Source organism: Paenibacillus glycanilyticus NBRC 16618, from assembly GCF_004000805.1.
GTDB lineage: Bacteria > Bacillota > Bacilli > Paenibacillales > Paenibacillaceae > Pristimantibacillus > Pristimantibacillus glycanilyticus.
In genome coordinates this window covers 1-20,414 of record NZ_BILY01000062.1, presented here as the reverse complement: position 1 = coordinate 20,414, position 20,414 = coordinate 1, and the positions used below count along the sequence as shown (strand labels likewise).

Annotated in this window: 18 protein-coding genes; all 18 read left to right on the top strand. The window is 53.4% G+C overall.

Going from position 1 to position 20,414, the window contains the following annotated elements; all coding sequences use genetic code 11:
- Positions 1-2,760: S8 family serine peptidase (locus PGL01S_RS29310; protein ID WP_127499052.1), on the top strand; the 2,760-nt coding region annotated here is incomplete at its 5' end.
- A 42-nt stretch (positions 2,761-2,802) separates the two neighbouring features.
- A complete protein-coding gene (locus PGL01S_RS29305; protein ID WP_015847343.1) occupies positions 2,803-3,066 on the top strand; it encodes a DUF1146 domain-containing protein in 264 nt (87 codons plus the stop codon).
- Between the two features lie 315 nt (positions 3,067-3,381).
- Positions 3,382-4,746, top strand: a complete 1,365-nt coding sequence (gene murA / locus PGL01S_RS29300; RefSeq protein ID WP_127499050.1) for a UDP-N-acetylglucosamine 1-carboxyvinyltransferase — start codon at positions 3,382-3,384, stop codon at positions 4,744-4,746.
- A gap of 197 nt (positions 4,747-4,943) precedes the next feature.
- Entirely contained in the window at positions 4,944-6,626 is a 1,683-nt protein-coding gene (locus PGL01S_RS29295; protein ID WP_164775629.1) for an efflux RND transporter periplasmic adaptor subunit, read from the top strand.
- On the top strand, positions 6,623-7,378 hold the full coding sequence (locus tag PGL01S_RS29290) for an ABC transporter ATP-binding protein (RefSeq protein WP_127499046.1): 756 nt from the start codon (positions 6,623-6,625) through the stop codon (positions 7,376-7,378). The genes PGL01S_RS29295 and PGL01S_RS29290 overlap by 4 nt, the downstream gene beginning before the upstream one ends.
- Positions 7,320-8,510 (top strand): ABC transporter permease, encoded by a 1,191-nt coding sequence (locus PGL01S_RS29285; protein ID WP_127499044.1) that lies wholly within the window; start codon positions 7,320-7,322, stop codon positions 8,508-8,510. Before PGL01S_RS29290 ends, PGL01S_RS29285 begins: the two co-directional genes overlap by 59 nt.
- Before the next feature lie 137 nt (positions 8,511-8,647).
- The gene (spoIID, locus tag PGL01S_RS29280) at positions 8,648-9,799 is read left to right on the top strand and encodes a stage II sporulation protein D (RefSeq protein ID WP_127499042.1); all 1,152 of its coding nucleotides are present in this window, start codon (positions 8,648-8,650) and stop codon (positions 9,797-9,799) included.
- A gap of 82 nt (positions 9,800-9,881) precedes the next feature.
- On the top strand, positions 9,882-10,634 hold the full coding sequence (locus PGL01S_RS29275; RefSeq protein ID WP_127499040.1) for a M23 family metallopeptidase: 753 nt from the start codon (positions 9,882-9,884) through the stop codon (positions 10,632-10,634).
- Between the two features lie 156 nt (positions 10,635-10,790).
- Positions 10,791-11,078 (top strand): sporulation transcriptional regulator SpoIIID, encoded by a 288-nt coding sequence (gene spoIIID, locus PGL01S_RS29270; RefSeq protein ID WP_015847336.1) that lies wholly within the window; start codon positions 10,791-10,793, stop codon positions 11,076-11,078.
- Between the two features lie 138 nt (positions 11,079-11,216).
- Positions 11,217-12,218, top strand: a complete 1,002-nt coding sequence (gene mreB, locus PGL01S_RS29265) for a rod shape-determining protein MreB (protein ID WP_127499037.1) — start codon at positions 11,217-11,219, stop codon at positions 12,216-12,218.
- A gap of 166 nt (positions 12,219-12,384) precedes the next feature.
- Entirely contained in the window at positions 12,385-13,251 is an 867-nt protein-coding gene (locus PGL01S_RS29260) for a flagellar hook-basal body protein (protein WP_127499035.1), read from the top strand.
- Positions 13,252-13,274: 23 nt separating this feature from the next.
- Positions 13,275-14,102, top strand: a complete 828-nt coding sequence (locus PGL01S_RS29255) for a flagellar hook-basal body protein (protein ID WP_127499033.1) — start codon at positions 13,275-13,277, stop codon at positions 14,100-14,102.
- 13 nt (positions 14,103-14,115) lie between these two features.
- Positions 14,116-14,412 carry a DNA-directed RNA polymerase subunit beta gene (locus PGL01S_RS29250; protein WP_127499031.1) on the top strand — a complete coding sequence of 99 codons (297 nt, stop codon included), beginning with the start codon at positions 14,116-14,118 and terminating at the stop codon, positions 14,410-14,412.
- A 180-nt stretch (positions 14,413-14,592) separates the two neighbouring features.
- On the top strand, positions 14,593-15,135 hold the full coding sequence (locus PGL01S_RS29245; RefSeq protein WP_127499029.1) for a CDP-alcohol phosphatidyltransferase family protein: 543 nt from the start codon (positions 14,593-14,595) through the stop codon (positions 15,133-15,135).
- A gap of 162 nt (positions 15,136-15,297) precedes the next feature.
- Positions 15,298-15,726, top strand: a complete 429-nt coding sequence (gene fabZ, locus PGL01S_RS29240) for a 3-hydroxyacyl-ACP dehydratase FabZ (RefSeq protein ID WP_015847330.1) — start codon at positions 15,298-15,300, stop codon at positions 15,724-15,726.
- A 276-nt stretch (positions 15,727-16,002) separates the two neighbouring features.
- Positions 16,003-17,715 carry a phospho-sugar mutase gene (locus tag PGL01S_RS29235; RefSeq protein ID WP_127499027.1) on the top strand — a complete coding sequence of 571 codons (1,713 nt, stop codon included), beginning with the start codon at positions 16,003-16,005 and terminating at the stop codon, positions 17,713-17,715.
- Between the two features lie 64 nt (positions 17,716-17,779).
- Positions 17,780-19,882 carry a DUF5693 family protein gene (locus tag PGL01S_RS29230; RefSeq protein ID WP_127499025.1) on the top strand — a complete coding sequence of 701 codons (2,103 nt, stop codon included), beginning with the start codon at positions 17,780-17,782 and terminating at the stop codon, positions 19,880-19,882.
- Positions 19,846-20,414: polysaccharide pyruvyl transferase family protein (locus tag PGL01S_RS29225; protein ID WP_174806620.1), on the top strand; the 569-nt coding region annotated here is incomplete at its 3' end. The genes PGL01S_RS29230 and PGL01S_RS29225, both read left to right, overlap by 37 nt.

The following is a 20,414-nucleotide window of genomic DNA, read 5'->3' as shown; positions in this document are numbered from 1 at the left end:
GCCGCTGCGGCGAGCAAAGCCGCCGCCGGCGCCCCCGCCGGGGCAAAAGAGGAGCCGCAAGGCTGGCTCCTCAAATGGCGCGAACCCGCGCAGGCGCATGAGCTGCGCGGGACGCGTGTGCTCCGCCGCCAGAGCAGCGAGGCGGCGGAGGTCTGGCTCGTCCAGCCCGCGGACGGCGGGGCGGACGCCAGCGCTTGGGCCGCCCGGCTGCAACGCGAGCCGGGCGTGGAATACGTGCACCCGAATGAGCGGGTGCACATTCTCGCCGCGGAGCAAACCGCGGCGGATGATCCCGAAATCGGCAAGCAGACCTACCTGAAGCAGATCGGCGTGCCGGAAGCCTGGAAAACCGTGCGGACGCAGACCGATCTGACCATTGCGATCGTGGATACGGGGATTGATCTGGATCACCCGGATTTGAAGCGGAATCTGGTTCCCGGCACCAACTTCGTGCAGCCGAACAAACCGCCGGATGACGATAACGGCCACGGAACCGCGGTGGCTGGCGTTATTGCGGCTGAAGGCGATAACGGCTTAGGGGTAAGCGGCATCCTTTGGGAAGCCAAGCTGATGCCAATTAAAGCGCTTGACTCGCAAGGAGACGGTACGGAACGCGATTTAGGGGAAGCCATCCTGTACGCGGTCCGTAACGGTGCCCGGATTGTGGTTATGTCGGTTGGTCTTAACCGTTACTCGCCTTATATGCTGGACATCGTCAATTACGCCGAGAGCAAAGGCGTGCTCCTTGTGGCGGCCGCAGGCAACGACGGGTTGACCCACGGGGATAAAGCGGAGGTCAAGTACCCCGCTGCTTACCCGACTGTGCTAGGCGTCAGCGGAGCGAAGCCGGACAATACGCCGGACCCCCGTTCGAACCCCGGACCGGAAATTGATCTTGCGGCATCCTGGAATGTATATACAACCGCAATAGGTGGACGCTATAAGAAAGAAGAAGGGACGTCCATGGCAGCCCCGCAGGTTGCGGCTGCGGCAGCGCTGGTCTGGGCCCGTTATCCTTCGCTTAAGCCTTACCAGGTGAGGGAGCTTCTCCGCCAGTCCGCCAAGGATATCGGCGCCCCCGGCCTGGATAACAAATCCGGATACGGTCTGCTGCAGGTGGATAAAGCCGTTACGATGACGGCGAAGTCCGACCGCTTCGAACCAAACGGCACCCGTGCGAGCGCCAAGCCGCTGCCTGCGGGCAAGCAGGTTACGGCGCTGCTCTCCGGCGGCAGCGATCTGGACTGGTATACGTTAGATGCTCCTTATGACGGCATCGTCACGCTGAATTTTGAGGGACTGACCCCAGAGGGCAGCGCGACGCCGGCTGTCCGTCTATCGCATTATGCCGGCGATACGCTGAAGGCTTCGGCAGAGACCAAGCTGGGGAGCCGCGTAGTTGATTTTGCGGTGAAAAAAGGCAAGCAAGCTTTTCTGATTCAATATATGAACAAGGACATGGATCAGAAGCTGCCATATCTGTTGGCGGCAACCTTCAGCATGGCTCCGGACAGCTACGAGCCTAATGACAAACCGTATGAGGCGTTTACGCTTCAGCCGCGCAGTCAGAGCATCACCGGTTCGTTCCATCAGCTAGCCGACAGGGACTGGTATGCGGTGACTTTTACGCAGGGCGGTACGCTAAGTCTCCGGGTAACTACCAATACGGTGCGAATTGATCCCGAGCTTGCGGTTCAGCAGGCCGGCCAGGCGCTTATGTCTTACGATGAGGAGCGGGAAGGCGAGGCCGAGCAGTCCCCCGTTCTGACCGTTTCGCCTGGCAAGTACTATATCCGGGTTCACAATGCGATATCTTCCGAAGCAAGTCCCACCGTCGGAACCTATACGCTGAAGATAGACTACGTTCCGAAATATGCGGATCCCAATGAACCCAACGACAAATATTACGAAGCGCTCATGACCACCTCCGGCACGGAATACGTCGGGGTAATCGGCAGCTCAAGCGATGTGGACTGGTTCCAAATCCGCCTTGCGTCTACAAGCGTCGTAGACCTCAATTTGTTTAACGTTCCGGCAGGCAAAATGATGAAGCTGGAAGCATACGATAAGAAGCAGAAGCTGGTCTTCACTCAGATGACCGGACGAAGCGGATCGCTTCAAGCCGCAAATAAGGTTCTGCAGCCCGGCGTGTACTACATAAAGCTTACGGCTAACGGCGCTTTTGACAAGCAGTATTACCGTTTTCAAGTGAAGTTCGATCCGCTCGTGGCAGGCTTCCGCGATATCGCGAGCCACTGGTCGAGGGATGCCGTCGTGGAGATGAGCCGGCTTGGCATCGTGAGCGGCACCGGTCCTTATACCTTTGAACCGAACCGTCCGATTACCCGTGCGGAAGCGGTAGTGATGGCGATCAAAGCGTATAAGCCGGTTGTGTACGGCATGCCTGCCGATGTCCGGTTCAAGGATCTGGATTACGATCATTGGGCATACGCGGCGATTGCCAAGGCGGTTCAGAAGGGATGGATCAAAGGATTCCCGGATGGAACCTTCCGCCCGGATCAGCCGGTTACAAGAGCGGAGATGGCGATGATTATCGGTTATGCGGATCAGGTGAGGCCCGTAGCGCCGCTTGGCAATCCGTTCAAGGATGTAGGGCGCAATCATTGGGCCGCTCCGATGCTGAACGCACTGAAGCTGAAGGGGGTTATCAGCGGAACGGAGGACAATGTATACGAGCCGGGCAAAAAAGCGAGCCGGGCGGAGTTTACAACGATTTTATACCGGGTATATAGACAATAACCATGAATCAGACATATTGTGTAGAAGGGAAATTTAAACCAGATGGGTATCGATCAAATGGTGAACGATGCGCAAAATGCAACCGGGACCATCGCGTTATTTTCAATCGTCGTTAATTTATTCAGTATTGTATTCGTCTGGTATATCCTGCAGGAGATCAAGCTGGATGTATTTTTTAAATTCCCGCGCAGTCCCAAGGCAAGGATGTTTCAGGTTGTCATGGCGGTCGTTATCGGTCACGGCTTCGCCGGTTTCATACTCGATTATTGGAACTGGACGAAGCTCCTGCGGTATTTTGTCGAATAACAACGTTCAAAAAAGACAACAATGGATACTACAGGACGGTATGAAAATGACACGAGACTACGAACAACTATATATAAAGCCCCGGATTAGAATTGAAAATGCTGCCCCAACGGCAACGGAGGGCAGTACTTTCGACTCTGCATAAGCGGTTTTTTTAGTGCTTTTTGACGATCTTTCTGGTAATAATTTACCGCTTGTCGATTTGTGTAAATGAATGATAAGATGAAGGTTGGATAAAGCATGGAATTGTCATTTTCTTATACTAAAAATGGAACTAATGTTTGGAGAAATTCAGTTCGCGGAGGGAACTATAAGATGACCAAAATTATCGTCCGCGGAGGCCAGCGTCTATCGGGAACGGTCCGTGTCAGCGGTGCAAAAAATGCAGTACTTCCCATTTTGGCGGCCTCGTTATTAGCGGCGGAAGGAGACAGCGTCATCTGTGACGTTCCCCTCCTCGACGATGTAATGACCATTCAGAAAGTATTAGCTTCGTTAGGCGCAAAAATTACTTACAACAATGAGACGATGCGGATTTCTGCGGGTACGATTTCCACCTTTGAGGCTCCATACGAGTTTGTTCGCAAGATGCGTGCATCCTTCCTCGTTATGGGCCCGCTGCTCGCCAGAATCGGCAAGGTCCGTATTTCGCTTCCGGGCGGCTGCGCGATTGGTACAAGACCAATTGACCAGCACCTGAAGGGCTTCGAGGCAATGGGAGCGGAGATTACGCTTGGACACGGCTTCATTGAAGCAAGTACGAAGGCGCGTCTTAAAGGTGCGAAGATCTATCTGGATGTAGCCAGCGTCGGGGCAACGGAAAATATTATGATGGCCGCCGCTTTGGCGGAAGGCACAACAACGATCGAGAACGCGGCGAAAGAGCCGGAGATCGTTGATCTTGCTAACTACTTAAATGCCATGGGCGCTAAGGTTCGCGGTGCCGGTACGGGCGAGATCCGGATCGAAGGCGTTGACCGTATGCATGGCGTAACGCATAACGTGATTCCCGACCGTGTGGAAGCAGGCACGTATATGATTGCTGCGGCAATCACGGGCGGAGACGTATTTGTGGAAAATGCGATTGGCGACCATTTGACGCCGGTCATCTCGAAGCTTCAAGAGATGGGCGTGGAAGTCACGGAATCGGATAACGGCATTCGTGTCCGTGCTCCAAAAGCGCTCAGATCGGTGGATGTGAAAACTTTGCCGCATCCGGGCTTCCCGACTGACATGCAGTCCCAGATGATGGCGCTCTTGCTCGTGTCGGAAGGCACCTCGGTCGTAACGGAGACGGTATTCGAGAACCGCTTCATGCATGTGGAGGAGTTCAAGAAGATGAGCGCGCAGATTAAGGTCGAAGGCCGTTCGGCGTTCGTAACCGGGAATGTACCGCTCGTTGGCGCCAAAGTGTGCGCAACCGATTTACGCGCAGGCGCCGCGCTGATCTGTGCGGGACTCCGTGCAGACGGGGAGACGGAAGTATCCGGCATTTACCACGTAGATCGCGGTTATGTCGATATTACAGGCAAGCTTGCCGCACTAGGTGCGGATATCAGACGGGTTGAACCGGAAGCTCCGGTTGCCGCGGTAGCCGCAGCGCCAGCTGTCGAGCTTGAGCCGGTCAGTGCCTACAAGCGCGAAGCCGCAGTCTTGAAAGTGCAGCCTACTTGGGCGTAACGGATATATTAGTCAAAAAGCTGGTTCCTGACAAGGAAGCAGCTTTTTTTGTGCGCAATTCCAAGAGTTATTACGTGTTCACGTTCACTAGCATCTGAAGCCCATAGTCCTATGCTCATAGGCTTGTTCATGCTCTGTTCATTTTCCCGTGATATATTCGTCGGTAGATATGACCGATGGAGGGTGGAGTACAGTCAATGAAGAAGTGGACATTATGGCTTGGTATCATCATTATTCTTGCTGCCGCCGGCGGGGGCGCGTATTACTACTATTACATGCGCGACGATAAGGCAACAACCGAGACGCCTCTTGCCGTTCAGGCTCGAGCGATCAAAGGTGATATTAAGACCTCGATAAGCGGTACGGGCTCGGTAGAGGCGAACTCGAGAGAGACGGTAACCGCAGGCAAGAGCGGCACGATTGCAACGCTCTCCTTCAAGGAAGGGGACAAGGTGAAGAAAGGGCAGGTGCTTGCTACTTTCGAGGACAACGATAATTACGATGATCAGATCGATACGATCAACAAAAATATTACCAAAACGAAAGATCAGATCGCAGACAAGCAAGAGGAATATAAACAGGCGATCGGCACGGAGAATGAAGAGCAATCGACGAAATCGATCAAGAATGAGATTGACGATCTGCAGTCCACCATCGACGATTACAACGATCAGCTGCAAAAGATCTATGAGGATCAAGCGAAAGAAGTAAAGCAGGTTATCGCTCCGATTGACGGCGAGGTCACAACCAGCGATATAAGCGTTGGGGATGAGGTTCAGGCAAACACGACCATTGCGGAGATCGTAGATTACACGCATCTCGAGTTCGTTACAAGCATTGACGAGCTGGATATTTCACAGGTCAAGCTGAAGCAAACCGCTCAAATCACGCTTAGCGCAATTACGGACCATACCATTGAAGCAACGGTATCCGAAATTGCGAAGGAAGGTACATCTTCCAACGGCTCCGCATCCTACAGCGTAAGCTTGCTGCTCAATGATATTGACGGCGTTATGGTGGGCATGTCCGGCCAGGCGGATATCGTAACGGAACAAAGCACGGATGCCGTGCTTGTGCCGGTTAACGCGGTTGTTGAATTCGGCGGAAAATCCTATGTCCGCGTGCCTGGTACCGGAAGCGGAACGGGAACGGGGGCTGCGCCAACCGGCCAAGGCCAGCGCGGTCAAGGTCAAGGCCAAGGAGCGCAAGGGGCTGCGGGTAACGAAGCGGCTGCCGCCGGCGGCTGGCAAGGCGGAGGCGGACGCTTCCAAGGCCGTACCGGCGAGGCTGGTCAAGGTGGGGGCGGACGCTTCCAAGGCGGTGCCAGCGGAGGGACAACGACGGCAGACGGAGGAAAAAGCACGGGACGCAATATTGCGGCTGCGGACGGCGGCAATCAGAGCGGAACGGGAACAAAGCCGGGAGGAGCAGCGCAAGGTACCGCGCCAAACGGCAGGGGTACGACCCCGCGAGGAAATGGCCAAGGCAATGCATCGGGCGGTAATTTTCCTGGAGGGAACGGCGCTGCCGGCGGCCAAGGCGGAAGAAACGGCATGGCTAATCAGATGAGAGAGAGCATTACGCTTGGCGGGCAGCTGAAGGAAGTAACGGTGGGGATTAGCAACGAGACTTACGTGGAGATCAAATCCGGTCTTGCGGAAGGCGATACCGTATTGATTCCGGTAGCATCAGGCGCGCAAGGAATGGGCTCGTCCTCGACTCAACAGCAACAGCAGTTCGGCGGTTTCGGCGGCGGCTTTGGCGGTAGCTTCCCGGCAGGCGGCTTTGGCGGCGGAGGCAACTTCGGCGGCGGAGGCGGAGGCGGAAACGTAAGAACCTCGACACGGGCAGCAACTGGCTTCGGCGGTGGTGCGCGATGACCGGGCAAGCCGCACTCATTGAAATGAATGATATCGTCAAATATTACAAAATGGCCGGAGAAAAAATGACGGTCTTGCATAATATCTCGCTGACGGTCAACCATGGCGATTTTCTGGCCATTGTTGGCCCGTCCGGCTCGGGCAAATCCACGCTGATGAATATCATCGGCTGTCTGGACGTACCGAATGAAGGCAGCTACAAGCTTGACGGCATGGAGGTGCGCGGACAAAGCGATAACAAGCTCACGGTGATGCGCAATAAGAAGATCGGATTTATTTTTCAAGGGTATCATTTGCTGCCCAGGCTGACGGCGCTTGAGAATTGCGAGCTTCCGCTCATCTACCGGGGGCTGTCTGCGAAGGAAAGACGCAGCCGGGCGATGGAAGCGCTGGAGCGCGTTGGACTTGGCGAGAGAATGGGTCACCGCCAGAATGAGCTGTCCGGCGGTCAGCAGCAGCGCGTAGCGATTGCCCGGGCACTAGCCACCAATCCGCCGCTCCTGCTGGCGGATGAGCCGACAGGCGCGCTTGATTCCAAGACAGGCATGGAAGTGCTCGGCATGATGGAGGAGCTTAATCGTGCCGGGCAGACCATTGTATTGATTACGCATGACATGGAGGTCGCTCAGCGTGCGAGCCGTACGGTAATCATCCGGGATGGGGTGCTGACGGAGCAGAAAAGGAGGGACAGCCATGAAGATTTCGCAGGGCCTCATAATGGCGGTCAAAAGCGTCTTATCGAACAAGCTTAGAACCATCCTTTCGATGCTCGGCATTCTGATTGGGGTTGCGACGGTTATTGCGCTTGTGGCAATGGGCAAGGCATCATCCAATGAAGTGGCAAGCCAGGTCTCGACGCTTGGCAGCCCGGATTCGCTCTCCGTTACGATTACCGGACGCGGTACGGTAACCTCTTTGTCCGTCGATGAGGCGCTGAAGCTAGGCGACTTGAATAACGTTGGCGGAGTTGCTCCCATTACAAGCACAACCGGCTATGCCAAATACGGCCGGACTCAAGTGTCCGTAAGCGTAGAAGGCATTACGCCGGAATATGAGGAAGTCAAAGACTTCAGCGTACAGGACGGCAGGTATATTGCTGCTCCCGATATCAATAACAAGACAAAGGTAGCGCTTATCGGTACGCAGACCGCTCAAGACTTGTTCGAGGATGAAAGAGTGGATCCGGAGGACGCGGTAGGACGCAAGATTACGATAAACGGTTATATTTTTACGATTGTAGGCTTGCTGGAATCCAAGGGCGACTCGCTGACGGGCTCCAATGACGAGAAGATTCTCATTCCGATCTCGACGGCCCAGAAGATCTTTCAGGTTAATGGCGTAACCACGATTAATATGAAGGTAACGGACACCAAGCAAATGAGTTCGGTTGTGAGCGAGGTGGAATCAACCTTGTACGAGAAGTTCCGCGGCAACGAGAATGCTTACCGGGTTCTGAACCAGGAAGAAGCGATGAAGACGCTGAATTCCGTTAACGAAACGATGAACCGTCAGCTGATCTACGTGGCGGCCATCTCGCTTGTCGTTGGAGGAATCGGGATAATGAATATTATGCTTGTCTCCGTAACGGAACGTACCCGAGAGATTGGCATACGGAAATCTCTGGGAGCGAAGAAGAGAGACATCTTATTCCAGTTTCTCGTGGAAGCCGTCGTGATAAGCGGCCTCGGCGGACTCCTAGGTATCCTTATCGGCAATATAGCCTCTTATATCATAGGCCAGGTCATGAAAACGCCGACCGAAGTGCCGATGAATACGATGCTTCTGTCGTTTGGCTTCTCGGCCTTCGTAGGTGTCGTATTTGGATATCTGCCAGCCAATAAGGCAGCAAGTCTACGTCCCGTAGATGCGCTGCGCCATGACTAAAACAATAGAATATACGTCGTGCTTGAACGGGAACCGCGGGTTCTATCCTATTAATCAGGCTCATAGAATAAATCCATCAAGGCCGGCTTTGAGAGAGTCCACTCTCTCAAAGCGGCTTATAGGCGGAGAGGAGATCTATGAGATACGTAATAGGCAGACCGAAACGGACGATCAGGCGTCCCGGAAGCAGATGGCTGGCCGCTATATGCTGGACGGCCTTCGGAATTGGAATAGCGATGAGTATGTCCGTATTGCTTGCGACTTCCGCATACCGGAACGCCGAATCAAGCCATACCGGACTTGATCGGTTCCAGGGGGAGAAGAGCGGCGTAACGTCTAGCAATAAGGCGTCTGCCGACGGGTTCGGGCAGGCGCCTTTGCCATCTTCATCCGAAAAGCCGGCGACGGCGGCAGGCAGCAAGGAAACGTATATCACGGTTTATTTAACAAAGGAACAACGTACGGAGCGGGTTACGCTGGAAACTTACGTCAGAGGCGTGGTTGCGGGGGAGATGCCCGCCGATTTTGGTCTTGAAGCGTTAAAGGCCCAGGCGATCGCCGCTCGTACTTATATAGTGAGAAGGCTGGAACTGAATGATCGCAGCGGCATGCCGGCAACTGGCGCGGCTTCCCGTGCGGATGTCACCGATACGATTGACCATCAAATCTATATTTCGCTCGATAAGCTCAAGGAGCTTTGGCCCCAGGATGAACAGGAATCCAGAATGGCGAAGTTGAACAAAGCGGTAAGCGACACGCGCGGGGAAGTAATCACCTATGAAGGCGAGCCGATTCAGGCGGTGTTTTTCTCCACAAGCAATGGGTATACGGAGAACTCGGAGCAATATTTTCAGGAGGAGCTTCCTTACCTTCGAAGCGTAGCGAGTCCTTGGGACAAGCAGCTTTCGCCCCGCTATCAGGAGACGGTGAAGCTGCAACTCTCTGATTTTTATGCGAGATTAGGGCTCGCCGGCAAGAAGAAGCCGGTTATCCGTGTATTGGATAAAACAGCCGGCAACCGGATCGCCGATATTCGGATAGACGGCAAGACGTATACCGGACGGGAAGTCCGGGAGAAGCTTGGACTGGCTTCCTCTGAGTTTACATGGAAGCTGGACGGGGACGAGATAGAGATAACGACCTTCGGCTACGGCCATGGCGTGGGCATGAGCCAGTGGGGAGCCAACGGCATGGCGGAGGAAGGAAAAAGCGCCGAACAAATCGTAACCTACTATTATACGGGTACGAAAGTCGAACAAGCTTCGAAGCTTGCAGCGAAATTTCATTAAAAGTTTCTTTTCTCAAAAAATAGTAATCCCTCACGTATAAAGCTAGTTGTTCTGGCAACAATGGCTAGTGAGGTGATATCAAATGAATGAAAATCAAAACAAAACCAAGCAAGAATCTCCTAAAAACGTAATAGGAGAAGTATCTGCCGCTAAGTCTAGCAATGGCTTTAAAAAACTGCTGTCGAAGAAATGGGTAACCCCGGCAGCGTTTATGGCAGCCGCGGCAATCATCGTAGCCTTAATGTGGATCTACCAGGGTTCGGACACCACCAAAGAAACTTCAGCTACGACTTCCGAAAACACGGAGACCGTTGCAGGCAGCGATGCTGCGAAGCCGAATGACCAAGCGCTCCAAGCGGAAAGAAAAGGCGAGAAATTGGAATGGCCGGTAGTAAACAAAGACAACCTGGATGAAGTGCTCCCTTACTATGATGTAAACGCAACAAGCGACGAGAAAGCGAAAGCCGTTATCCAAATCGGCGATAACACGCTTGCTCCTCACACCGGCGTAGACTTTGCGGATCCAAGCGATCAACCGTTTGACGTACTCGCTGCTCTCTCCGGTAAAGTAACCCGCGTTGAGAAGCATCCTACAAACGGTAACGTTGTAGAGATCAGCCACGGCGACGGTCTCGTAACGGTATACCAAAGCCTTAGCGACATCCAAGTTGCCGTAGGCGACGATGTGAAGCAAGGAACGAAAATCGCTGTAGCGGGCCGCAACGATCTCGAGAAGGATCTCGGCGTTCACCTTCACTTCAGCGTGCAGGAGAACGGCAAGTCGGTTAACCCGGCTTCCATTGTTGGCCAATCGCTCGCTCAAGAAAAAAAATAGGACGAAAGTCTCACAGGCAGGGGTGAAAACCTCTGCCTGTTTCGTTTTTTTATGAAATTTTTAGGCCAAACACGCCACTAAGGCTTGACCATAAAGAATATATACCCGTACCCCTCATATACTGTACCAAACTATCTCGAGTAGGGAGGCGGGAACGTGCATGATTACATCAAAGAACGAACCATTAAAATAGGTCGCTGCATCGTTGAAACCAAACATACGGTACGTACGATCGCTAAAGAGTTCGGCGTTTCCAAAAGTACGGTTCATAAGGATTTGACCGAGCGTTTGCCGGAAATCAACCCCGACCTGGCGGACCAGGTGAAGCACATTCTCGAGTACCACAAGTCGATCCGGCATCTGAGGGGAGGCGAAGCTACAAAGATTAAATACAAGAAGACCAGCACGAAGAAACGGGAAGTTATCGCAGCTGGCAAAAGTTAAACATTTTTCGAGTTTTTGTGCGCATAGATAAGAGGAATTTTGTGGTTTTTGGCGAATAATGTACATCAGTATGTCCTATGTCGTGGGAACTATTTATGGACGGGATGATTACATTATTGGTTGGAGGACTATAGCCTTATGCTCAGCAAGGATATCGGTATTGATCTGGGTACTGCAAATGTATCCATTCATGTGAAAGGGAAGGGCGTTGTTCTCGACGAACCTTCGGTAGTCGCGATTGAAAGCGATTCGAAACGGGTGCTCGCCGTTGGCGAAGAAGCGCACCGCATGGTTGGGCGTACGCCCGGCAACATCGTTGCCATCCGTCCGCTTCGCGACGGCGTTATTGCCGATTTCGAAATTACGGAAATTATGCTTAAGGCTTTTATTGACCGTGTTGAAGGCCGCAAATGGTTCAGCCGTCCGCGCATTCTGATCTGCGCTCCTACCAATATTACGTCGGTAGAGCAGAAAGCGATTCGCGAAGCGGCTGAACGGAGCGGCGCCAAGGAAGTGTTTCTGGAGGAAGAGCCAAAGGCTGCCGCTATCGGGGCTGGAATGGACATATTCCAGCCTAGCGGCAACATGGTCGTGGATATCGGCGGGGGAACGACCGACGTGGCGGTTCTGTCGATGGGCGACGTTGTGACCTCATCCTCAATCAAAATCGCGGGGGACAAGTTCGACGCGGCGATTATGAAGTACATCAAGGATAAGTACCGTCTTCTGATCGGTGAGCGGACAAGCGAGGATATCAAGATCAAGATCGGTACGGTGTACGAGGATGGACGGCATGACGAGATCGACATTCGCGGACGCGATATGGTATCCGGTCTGCCTCTGACGATTACAATTCGTTCCGCGGAAGTGCGAGAAGCCCTGTGGGATCCGGTGATGTCGATTGTGGCTGCGGCTAAAATGGTGCTGGAGCGCACACCACCCGAATTGTCCGCCGATATTATCGACCGTGGCGTCATTCTGACCGGCGGCGGCGCGCTGCTGGACGGGCTGGATGCTCTGCTTGCGGACGAGCTTAAGGTTCCCGTTCTTATTGCGGAGGACCCGATGCATTGCGTCGTGAAGGGAACGGGCATTCTTCTTGATAACTTGGACAAGCTCGGTAAAAAAAGCCGGGCCTAATTTGTGCGGGTAGGGCGCTGTGGGGGGCGTGCCAAGGCATAAATTGAGTCCAAGGTCGCAGGGAGGATCTATAACGGCGGCTCTGCGCGAAGCCGATATTATATAAGAAGAGATACGATTTTTCTAAGAGCACGGCTTCGCAAGCGGACCGGCCGGGGAGGCGCACATGTTAAGAGGTCTTTATACGGCTGCGGCGGGTATGACCGCGCAGCAGCGCAGACACGATACGATAACGAATAATATTACCAATATTAATACGCCTGGTTATAAGCAGACCTATGCGGTAACCCGTTCTTTTCCGGAGATGCTGCTGTCGCTGACGGGAGTAGACCAGAAGGAAGAGAAGCAGATTGGCAAGGTCAGCACTGGCGTGTTCGCCGAAGAAAGCCTTGCGATTCATCTGCAGGGCGACCTGATGCAGACGGGCAAATCCTCGGATTTTGCCCTTGTTTCCAATATTGACGTGCCGGGAATGGCTTTTGATGCCTCCGGCAAATACGTATCGCCGGATGGACAAGTGACGTTCCAGCCTCAAGCCTTTTTTACGCTGCAGGACAAGAACGGGGAGATTCGCTATACGCGCGGAGGCTCCTTTACCTTGACTTCGGACGGTTTCCTGGTAGCCGGCGACGGATCGAATGTGCTCGGGACGGACGGCAACCCGATTCAATTCCCTTCCGGCGTCAGCCTGGATGGCCTGACCTTGACGGCGGACCAGCGTTTCGTTGACGCAAAGACTGGGGCGGATTCGGGAAAACAGCTATTGCTGACCCGGATCGATAATCCCAATGAGCTAGCCCGCGAAGGGGACGGGAAATTCCGTCTGGCCGGCGATGCCCAGGATGTCCGTCCCGTTGCGGCAGGTGAACGCGTTGAAGTGCGGCAGGGCTACGTAGAGCGCTCCAATGTTGACGCCGCGCAATCCTCGGTAGATTTGATGGCCGCGCTGCGCGCTTATGAAGCGAACCAGAAGGTTATCCAATTTTATGACGAAAGCTTGGATAAAGCGGTGAATCAAGTAGGCCGGGTATAGGCTCGAAGGAGGCGTAACAAGAATTGAACAGCTCGATGATTAATGCCAGCGTATCGATGAATGCCCTGCAGCAGAAATTGGACATGCTGGCGGATAATATTGCGAATGTGAATACGGTAGGCTATAAACGTAAGGAAGCTACCTTCGAGGATCTGTTGAACAATACAAGGAAGCAGCCGGATGCGTTCAATCAGCCCGGAAGATTGACTTCCCTGAACTTCAACCAAGGCTGGGGCTCGAGGCTTGCAATGATTCAGCCGAATTTGCAGCAAGGGACGATCAAAACGACGGAAAAGGATACCGATCTTGCGATTGAAGGCGACGCATTGTTCGAGGTTGCCGTTAACGCAAACGGAGACCGCGCTTATACCCGCAATGGCGCGCTGCAGTTGACGGTTGCGGCAAACGGTGATACGATTTTGGCAACGCCGGAAGGCTATCCGGTTGTTGCGAATACGCCGTCAGGCGAGGGACCTCTGGTCGTGCCAAGCGGATATCAGCTTCGGGTTAATCCGGACGGTACGGCGGAGGGCGTGGCTACTGACGGAAGCACGATTGAGCTCGGCTCCATCAAGCTTGTTCAAGCAACCCGTCCCGCAGCCTTAACGCTGGTAGCGGATAATTTGTATGAAATAGCCGACGGCATTAACGTGGCAGACGTGCTGCAGAACGTAACGCCAAGCGGCGAGAATGGCATAGCGCTTCGTCAGGGCGCCCTGGAGCAATCGAATGTTAATCTGGGTGACGAGATGACGGAGCTTATTAATGTGCAGCGTGCTTACCAAATGGCCGCAAGAGCTTTAACGTCCAGCGACACCATGATGGGGTTAGCCAACAGCCTGCGCAAATAGATAGGGTGAGAGTATGACGGATGAACGGGCGGTTCTGACGCGGAGCGCGCCGAAAAATCAGGAAAAGCCGCCAGTCGAGGAAAGAAGCAACACGGTGGGCGGCGACCATTCCGAGAAAAAGCAGCGTTCCACAGGTGCGCGGATCACATTTTGGATTTTGCGCAAAAGCATTGTGCCGGTCATCATGGTTATTATGCTCATCACCGGTCTGTATGTCGGGTATGCGGTTGTAGGCAAGCAGCCAGGCAGCGATGTATTCCATTGGGAAACCTGGCAGCATATGTATGATTTGGTTTTCTCCGATACGTAGAACATGAATATTTATTAATGAAGGGCTGTTTCCGGAAGTCATTATGTTATGGTGACTGGGGAGCAGCTTTTTTTGGTTTCCCGCGGACGGTGGGTGCTGTTTTCATTTTCATATGGTAGTTGTATAATGATTGGGAACCTTGTATGGAAGAAACGGATAAAGGTAGAGGGGCGTGCGCGTTTGAATCTGCCGAATTTTTTAACGTCGCTGCGTTTTGCAATGATCCCCGTCTATGTCGCGATTTTCGCGCAGGGACACATGATTTACGCCTTTCTGGTTGTCGTGGCAGCAGGCCTCACGGATATACTTGACGGGTATATTGCCCGGCGCACAGGGCAGGTAACGACAGTCGGCCAAATGCTCGATCCGCTCGCAGACAAGCTAATGTTCATTTCCGTCATTTTATCGCTACTCCTTGCCGGCCACATCTCGTGGGCAGCGGCTGCAGCGATCTTTTTGCGCGATTTGGGAATGATAGCCGGAGGCATGGTGTTTCACTTTAAAGGGAAAAAGACCGTGCCGGCGAATTGGATGGGCAAATTGACAACGGTGCTGTTTTATATCGGCATCATGTTTGTATTTCTGGAAGCACCGTTTGCCGATTCGTACTTGTGGGCAGTTATTGCCTTCTCGTTCCTTACGGCGATTGTGTACATTATTTTGTTCCAGGCGCTGAACAAGCCGGGCTCCGGACAAAACAAAACCATTGGGCCGGGGCAATAGGCAGTAGGCACACAAAGAGGCTTGGCCCGTGGATTATCGATATCCGCCAGCCAAGCCCCCTTATCTCAACCTTCACAACCTGCAGTTTGATGAAGGGTACTACTAGTTTTCGTATTGTAAACGTATTTTATACCTGTTAACCCGTGAAAGGAGCGAATATTCATGCTCGATATCAATCAAATCCAAGAAATTATTCCGCACCGCCCGCCATTTCTGCTCGTGGACCGCATTACGGAGGTAGAACCGGGCGTCCGAGCCGTAGGCATCAAAAACGTAACGATGAACGAACCTCACTTTGTTGGGCACTTTCCCGGATATCCGGTTATGCCTGGCGTACTGATCGTTGAGGCGCTCGCGCAAGTGGGTTCCGTTGCCATGCTGATGGTTGAAGCGAACCGCGGCAAGCTTGGCTTCTTCGCAGGCATCGACGGCTTCCGTTTCCGCGGTCAGGTAAAGCCGGGCGACACGCTTGAGCTGGAAGTGGAAATTACCCGTCTTAAAGGGCCAATCGGCAAAGGGAAAGCGACAGCAAAGGTTGACGGCCAGGTGGTTGCGGAAGGCGAGCTTATGTTTGCCTTGTCGGAACGCTAAGACTTTTTAGTATTTGTAAGTTCCAGGATAGTGAAAACGGAAATTCTGTTTGGCGATAAAACTTACCTCTAAGCGCGGTCGCTCATCGTCGAAAGGCTTCGATAGGGGTTTTCTCACCACAATAAAATTTCCGAGTTCCAGAATCATGGAATTTGAAATTTTATTTGGCGATAAAACTTACCTCTAAGCGCGGTCGCTCATCGTCGAAAGGCTTCGATAGAGGTTTTCTCATAAAGAACCATCATTTTTTTATAAAAAAAGGAGTGAAGCTGTTTAATGAATCAAAATGAAAAAGCAATTGAACGTTACCAAGCTTGGTTGAATGATGCGCTTATCGATGAGGCTACAAAGGAAGAGCTTCGCAGCATTGAAGGACAAGAGAAGGAAATTACCGACCGTTTCTACCGCGATCTTGAATTTGGGACAGGCGGTCTTCGCGGCGTTATGGGCGCAGGCACAAACCGTCTGAATGCTTATACCGTAGGCAAAGCTACGCAAGGTCTCGCGAACTGGATCCTCTCCCGAGTAAAGGGTCAGCCATCCGCGGTAATCGCTCACGACTCGCGTAACAACTCGCCAGAGTTTGCGCTTGACTCCGCGCTGGTGCTTGCCGCAAACGGCGTGAAAACCTATCTGTTCCCTTCGCTGCGCCCGACGCCTCAGCTTTCTTACGCGGTACGCGCGCTTGGCTGCTCGACGGGTATCGTGATTACGGCTAGCCACAACCCGCCGGAATATAACGGTTATAAAGCTTACGGCGCGGACGGCTGCCAGCTGATCCCTGAAGACGCAGAGCAAGTTATTGCTTCGATCGGCCAGGTAACCGGTTTTGATCAAGTGAAAAGAATGAGCCGCGAGGACGCGGAAGCGCAAGGCCTTCTTGTATGGCTTGATGCGGAAGCAGACGAGCAATACACGGATACCGTTGTTGCGCAAAGCTTGAACAAAGAGCTGCTGCAAAGCGGTCTTGGCGAGAAATTCAAAGTGGTCTTTACGCCGCTTCATGGATCGGGCAACCTGCCTGTCCGCGAAGTGCTGCGCAAAGCGGGCTTCAGCAATGTTCATATCGTAGCCGAGCAGGAGGCGCCTGACGGTTACTTCAGCACGGTCAAATCCCCGAATCCGGAAGAGCGCGAAGCTTTTACGCTTGCAATGAAGCTAGCTCAAGAGATTAATGCCGACATTATTATGGGTACGGACCCTGATGCAGACCGCATGGGTGCGGTTGTTAAAAACAACAATGGCGAATATGTCGTCCTGACAGGCAATCAGTCGGGCGCTCTGATGATCGAATATGTGCTCAGTCAATTGAAGGAACGCGGCCAGCTGCCGGCTAACGGCGTCGTGATCAAAACGATCGTTACCAGCGAGATGGGGGCCGATATCGCTCGTTCCTATGGCGCAGCCGTAGAGAATACATTGACTGGCTTCAAATATATTGGCGAGAAAATGACGGCTTACGAGCAAACGGGCGAGCATACTTTCCTGTTCGGCTATGAAGAAAGCTACGGTTATTTGACTGGCGATTATGCCCGCGACAAAGATGCGGTTGTGGCTTCGTTATTGATTTGCGAAGCGGCGGCATACTATAGCAGTCAAGGAAAAACGTTGTACGACGTTCTTCTTGAACTGTATGCGAAGCATGGCTTCTATCTCGAAGGTCTTGAGTCGCGTACGCTGAAGGGTCTTGACGGCGTGCAGCAGATTGCCGGCATTATGAATGACTGGCGCAACAATCCGCCTGCCGAGATCAACGGCGTGAAGGTGGAGAAAGTACTTGATTACCTTGGCGGACTTGACGGGCTTCGTCCGGAGAACGTACTGAAATACATGCTCGCCGACGGATCGTGGTTCTGCCTGCGTCCATCCGGTACGGAGCCTAAGATTAAAGTGTATTTCGCCGTTCGCGGGGAGTCCACGGAGCATGCAGCCGAGCTGCTTGGAAAACTCCGCGGAGCCGTCATGGAACGCGTAGACAACAAAGCTTAATCCGCCGAGGCGGGTTATTGTCAGATAGGGATTACATTCGCAAGAGATTGAACGGAGGATTATTGTGCTTCAACGTTGGCAGCAATGGAACCGCAAAGCGATACTCTGGCTGTGGGTTATTGCAATTATTGGCGTAATCGCCGCATTGCCGATCGGTATGAATCGAATGAATATGGAAGCATCCTCGAAATCCGTGGAATACGTATTCGATTATCGCGATCTGGTTGAAATCTCGGAATACCAGACGCGGCCGCAGCAGTTTATCGACGAGCAGTTGGAGAAAATGAAAGTCGCCGGCATTACGACGATGTCCCTGTACGAAAGCTCCCTTAAGGAGCTTTCCCAGGCCGGACGCCTGAAATATTATAGCTCGAAGGATATCGCTCTTCTTCAAAGCAAGCTGGAGCCGGTAGGACAGAACTTTACTTATATTTTGTTCAGCGGTACAGAAGAGGAAGAGAAGATTGGACCAATCATCCGTCAGGCAATGGATCATGCCGGTGCAACGTACCGTCCTTGGTCCTTTGACGGACGCAACGGACTTGTCGTTGAAATGCCGCTGCAGTCCGTGCTGCTGCAGCCGATGGATTTTGACCCGATTACGCTTCAGACCCTGCACGACAAAGGTTTTCACATTCTGGCCCGGTTCTCGGACCGTGTGCTGCCTTACGATGAGGCCGCAACGGATGCGCAGCTGGCCCGTCTGAAGGAAGTCGGCGTAACCCGCGTATTGTTTGACGGTGCTACGGTGAAGGGCTTTAAGGATCAAGTCGAGCTTCACAGCCTTAATTCGTTCGCTGAATTGCTGAACAAATACGGCATGGGTATCGCAACGATCGAGAACTTGAAAAAACCTCAATCCGGTATAAATAAATTAGCATATATTACAAATTATAATATCGTACGCTTGTACTCCCTGTCGGCTGAAGATGCTATCGGCAAATCGCCGGAGGTGCTTACCGACCGCTTCCTGCTTGCCGCGAAGGACCGCAACATTCGGATGTTCTTCCTGAATGCCAGTGTGCAGACAAGCCTGGAGAAGTCGGCCGTCGTAAGCGGTCTGGATAATCTCTATATCACGATGAAGGGCAAGGACGGCCTGGTTCAGCGCATGACCGATGAAGGCTTCTCTCCGAATCTGGCTCAGCCGTTTGACGTGAAGCATCCGTCTTACATCAAGCCGCTTAAGATGGTTGTAGCTGCAGGCGCCGTTGCTCTGATTGCCCTGCTCATTAATGTCTTCATCCCAGGTACACTGATTCCGCTTTATTTGATCGGTCTCGTTGGGGCTGCGGGCCTGTTCCAGATCAACAGTCCGCTTGCCGAGCAGGCGCTGGCGCTTGGAGCCGGCATCAGTGCTCCTACCCTTGCGCTTGTCTGGGTCATGAATCGCGTCTATTCCCGTACCGAGGGCAGCCTCCGCACGGTGGGCGGAGCCGCCTGGAATGGACGAGCCGGCGCTCCTGGTGAAGGTAAATGGGTATTCGAAGGCTTGACGGTAGGTCGCCGCCTTGGCCTTGCGGTGATCTGGTTTATCGTTACCGCACTGATTTCGCTGATGGCGGTGCCTTTTGTCTTTGGTCTTCTGAACAATATTACGTATAGCATGGTGCTGCAGCAATTCCGCGGCGTCAGCCTGCTTCATTTGGCGCCTATCGGCTTAACGGCGATTTACGTGCTGCTCTATACGGGCAATTCTCCGGTACGCCGTATCCGCAAATTCGCCAATATGCCGATTACGGTGTTTATGGTTGTGGCCTTTGTGGTAATTGCCGTAGTAGGTATGTACTACCTGTCTCGGACAGGCAACGAAGGTTCGGCTTCTTCGCTGGAGCTGACGTTCCGCAACTGGCTGGAGCAGACGTTTGGCGTTCGTCCGCGCAGCAAGGAATTCCTCTTGGCGCATCCGCTGCTCTTGGCGGGTCTGTTCCTTGCGCTTCGCTACCGCGCAGCGTGGGTGTTCATTATTGTAGGCTCGATCGGACAGCTGTCGATGGTCGATACGTTCGCTCACATTCATACGCCGCTGTACATTTCGATTATCCGCGTATTCCTCGGTCTTGGCCTTGGCGCGATTATCGGCCTGATCTTGATCGGCGTGTGGCAAGTGGTGGAAGGGGTATGGCGTAAATGGTCACCGGGACTGATAAAAAAAATTACCGAATAGTGATTTCCGGCTACTACGGCTTTCGCAACAGCGGCGATGAAGCGGTACTCCGCTCGATCCTGCTAGCGTTAGCCGAGCAGGGCAAAGCTAACGGTGTTCAAATTCAGCCGGTCGTGCTGTCGGCCGACCCGGCTTGGACAAGCCGCATGTACGGCGTGGAAGCCGTCCGGAGGATGCATCCGAAGGACGTGCTGAACGCGCTCCGCGCAAGCGACGGGCTGATCAGCGGCGGGGGAAGCCTGCTGCAGGACGCCACAAGCGCAAAGACGATTCCGTATTACACCGGAATCATCAAGCTTGCCCAATGGCTTGGCAAGCCGACGTTTATTTATTCGCAAGGGATCGGGCCGGTGAACCGCCGCTGGATGGATCCGCTCATCCGCTCAAGCATGCGGAAGAGCGCGTATGTGTCTGTGCGGGACGCCGAATCCGCTGAGCTATTGAAGCGGATTGGCGTTGCGGCTGGCCGGATCGAGGTTGTACCCGATCCGGTAATGGGGCTGCCGCTGCCGGCTGGCGCGGCAGCGGGGCG

Coding starts and splice junctions, on each gene's coding strand:
- PGL01S_RS29275 (WP_127499040.1), top strand. CDS start 9,882: ATGAATGAAAATCAAAACAAAACCAAGCAAGAATCTCCTAAAAACGTA.
- fabZ (WP_015847330.1), top strand. CDS start 15,298: ATGCTCGATATCAATCAAATCCAAGAAATTATTCCGCACCGCCCGCCA.
- murA (WP_127499050.1), top strand. CDS start 3,382: ATGACCAAAATTATCGTCCGCGGAGGCCAGCGTCTATCGGGAACGGTC.
- mreB (WP_127499037.1), top strand. CDS start 11,217: ATGCTCAGCAAGGATATCGGTATTGATCTGGGTACTGCAAATGTATCC.
- PGL01S_RS29235 (WP_127499027.1), top strand. CDS start 16,003: ATGAATCAAAATGAAAAAGCAATTGAACGTTACCAAGCTTGGTTGAAT.
- PGL01S_RS29290 (WP_127499046.1), top strand. CDS start 6,623: ATGACCGGGCAAGCCGCACTCATTGAAATGAATGATATCGTCAAATAT.
- PGL01S_RS29295 (WP_164775629.1), top strand. CDS start 4,944: ATGAAGAAGTGGACATTATGGCTTGGTATCATCATTATTCTTGCTGCC.
- PGL01S_RS29260 (WP_127499035.1), top strand. CDS start 12,385: ATGTTAAGAGGTCTTTATACGGCTGCGGCGGGTATGACCGCGCAGCAG.
- spoIID (WP_127499042.1), top strand. CDS start 8,648: ATGAGATACGTAATAGGCAGACCGAAACGGACGATCAGGCGTCCCGGA.
- PGL01S_RS29305 (WP_015847343.1), top strand. CDS start 2,803: ATGGGTATCGATCAAATGGTGAACGATGCGCAAAATGCAACCGGGACC.
- PGL01S_RS29250 (WP_127499031.1), top strand. CDS start 14,116: ATGACGGATGAACGGGCGGTTCTGACGCGGAGCGCGCCGAAAAATCAG.
- PGL01S_RS29285 (WP_127499044.1), top strand. CDS start 7,320: ATGAAGATTTCGCAGGGCCTCATAATGGCGGTCAAAAGCGTCTTATCG.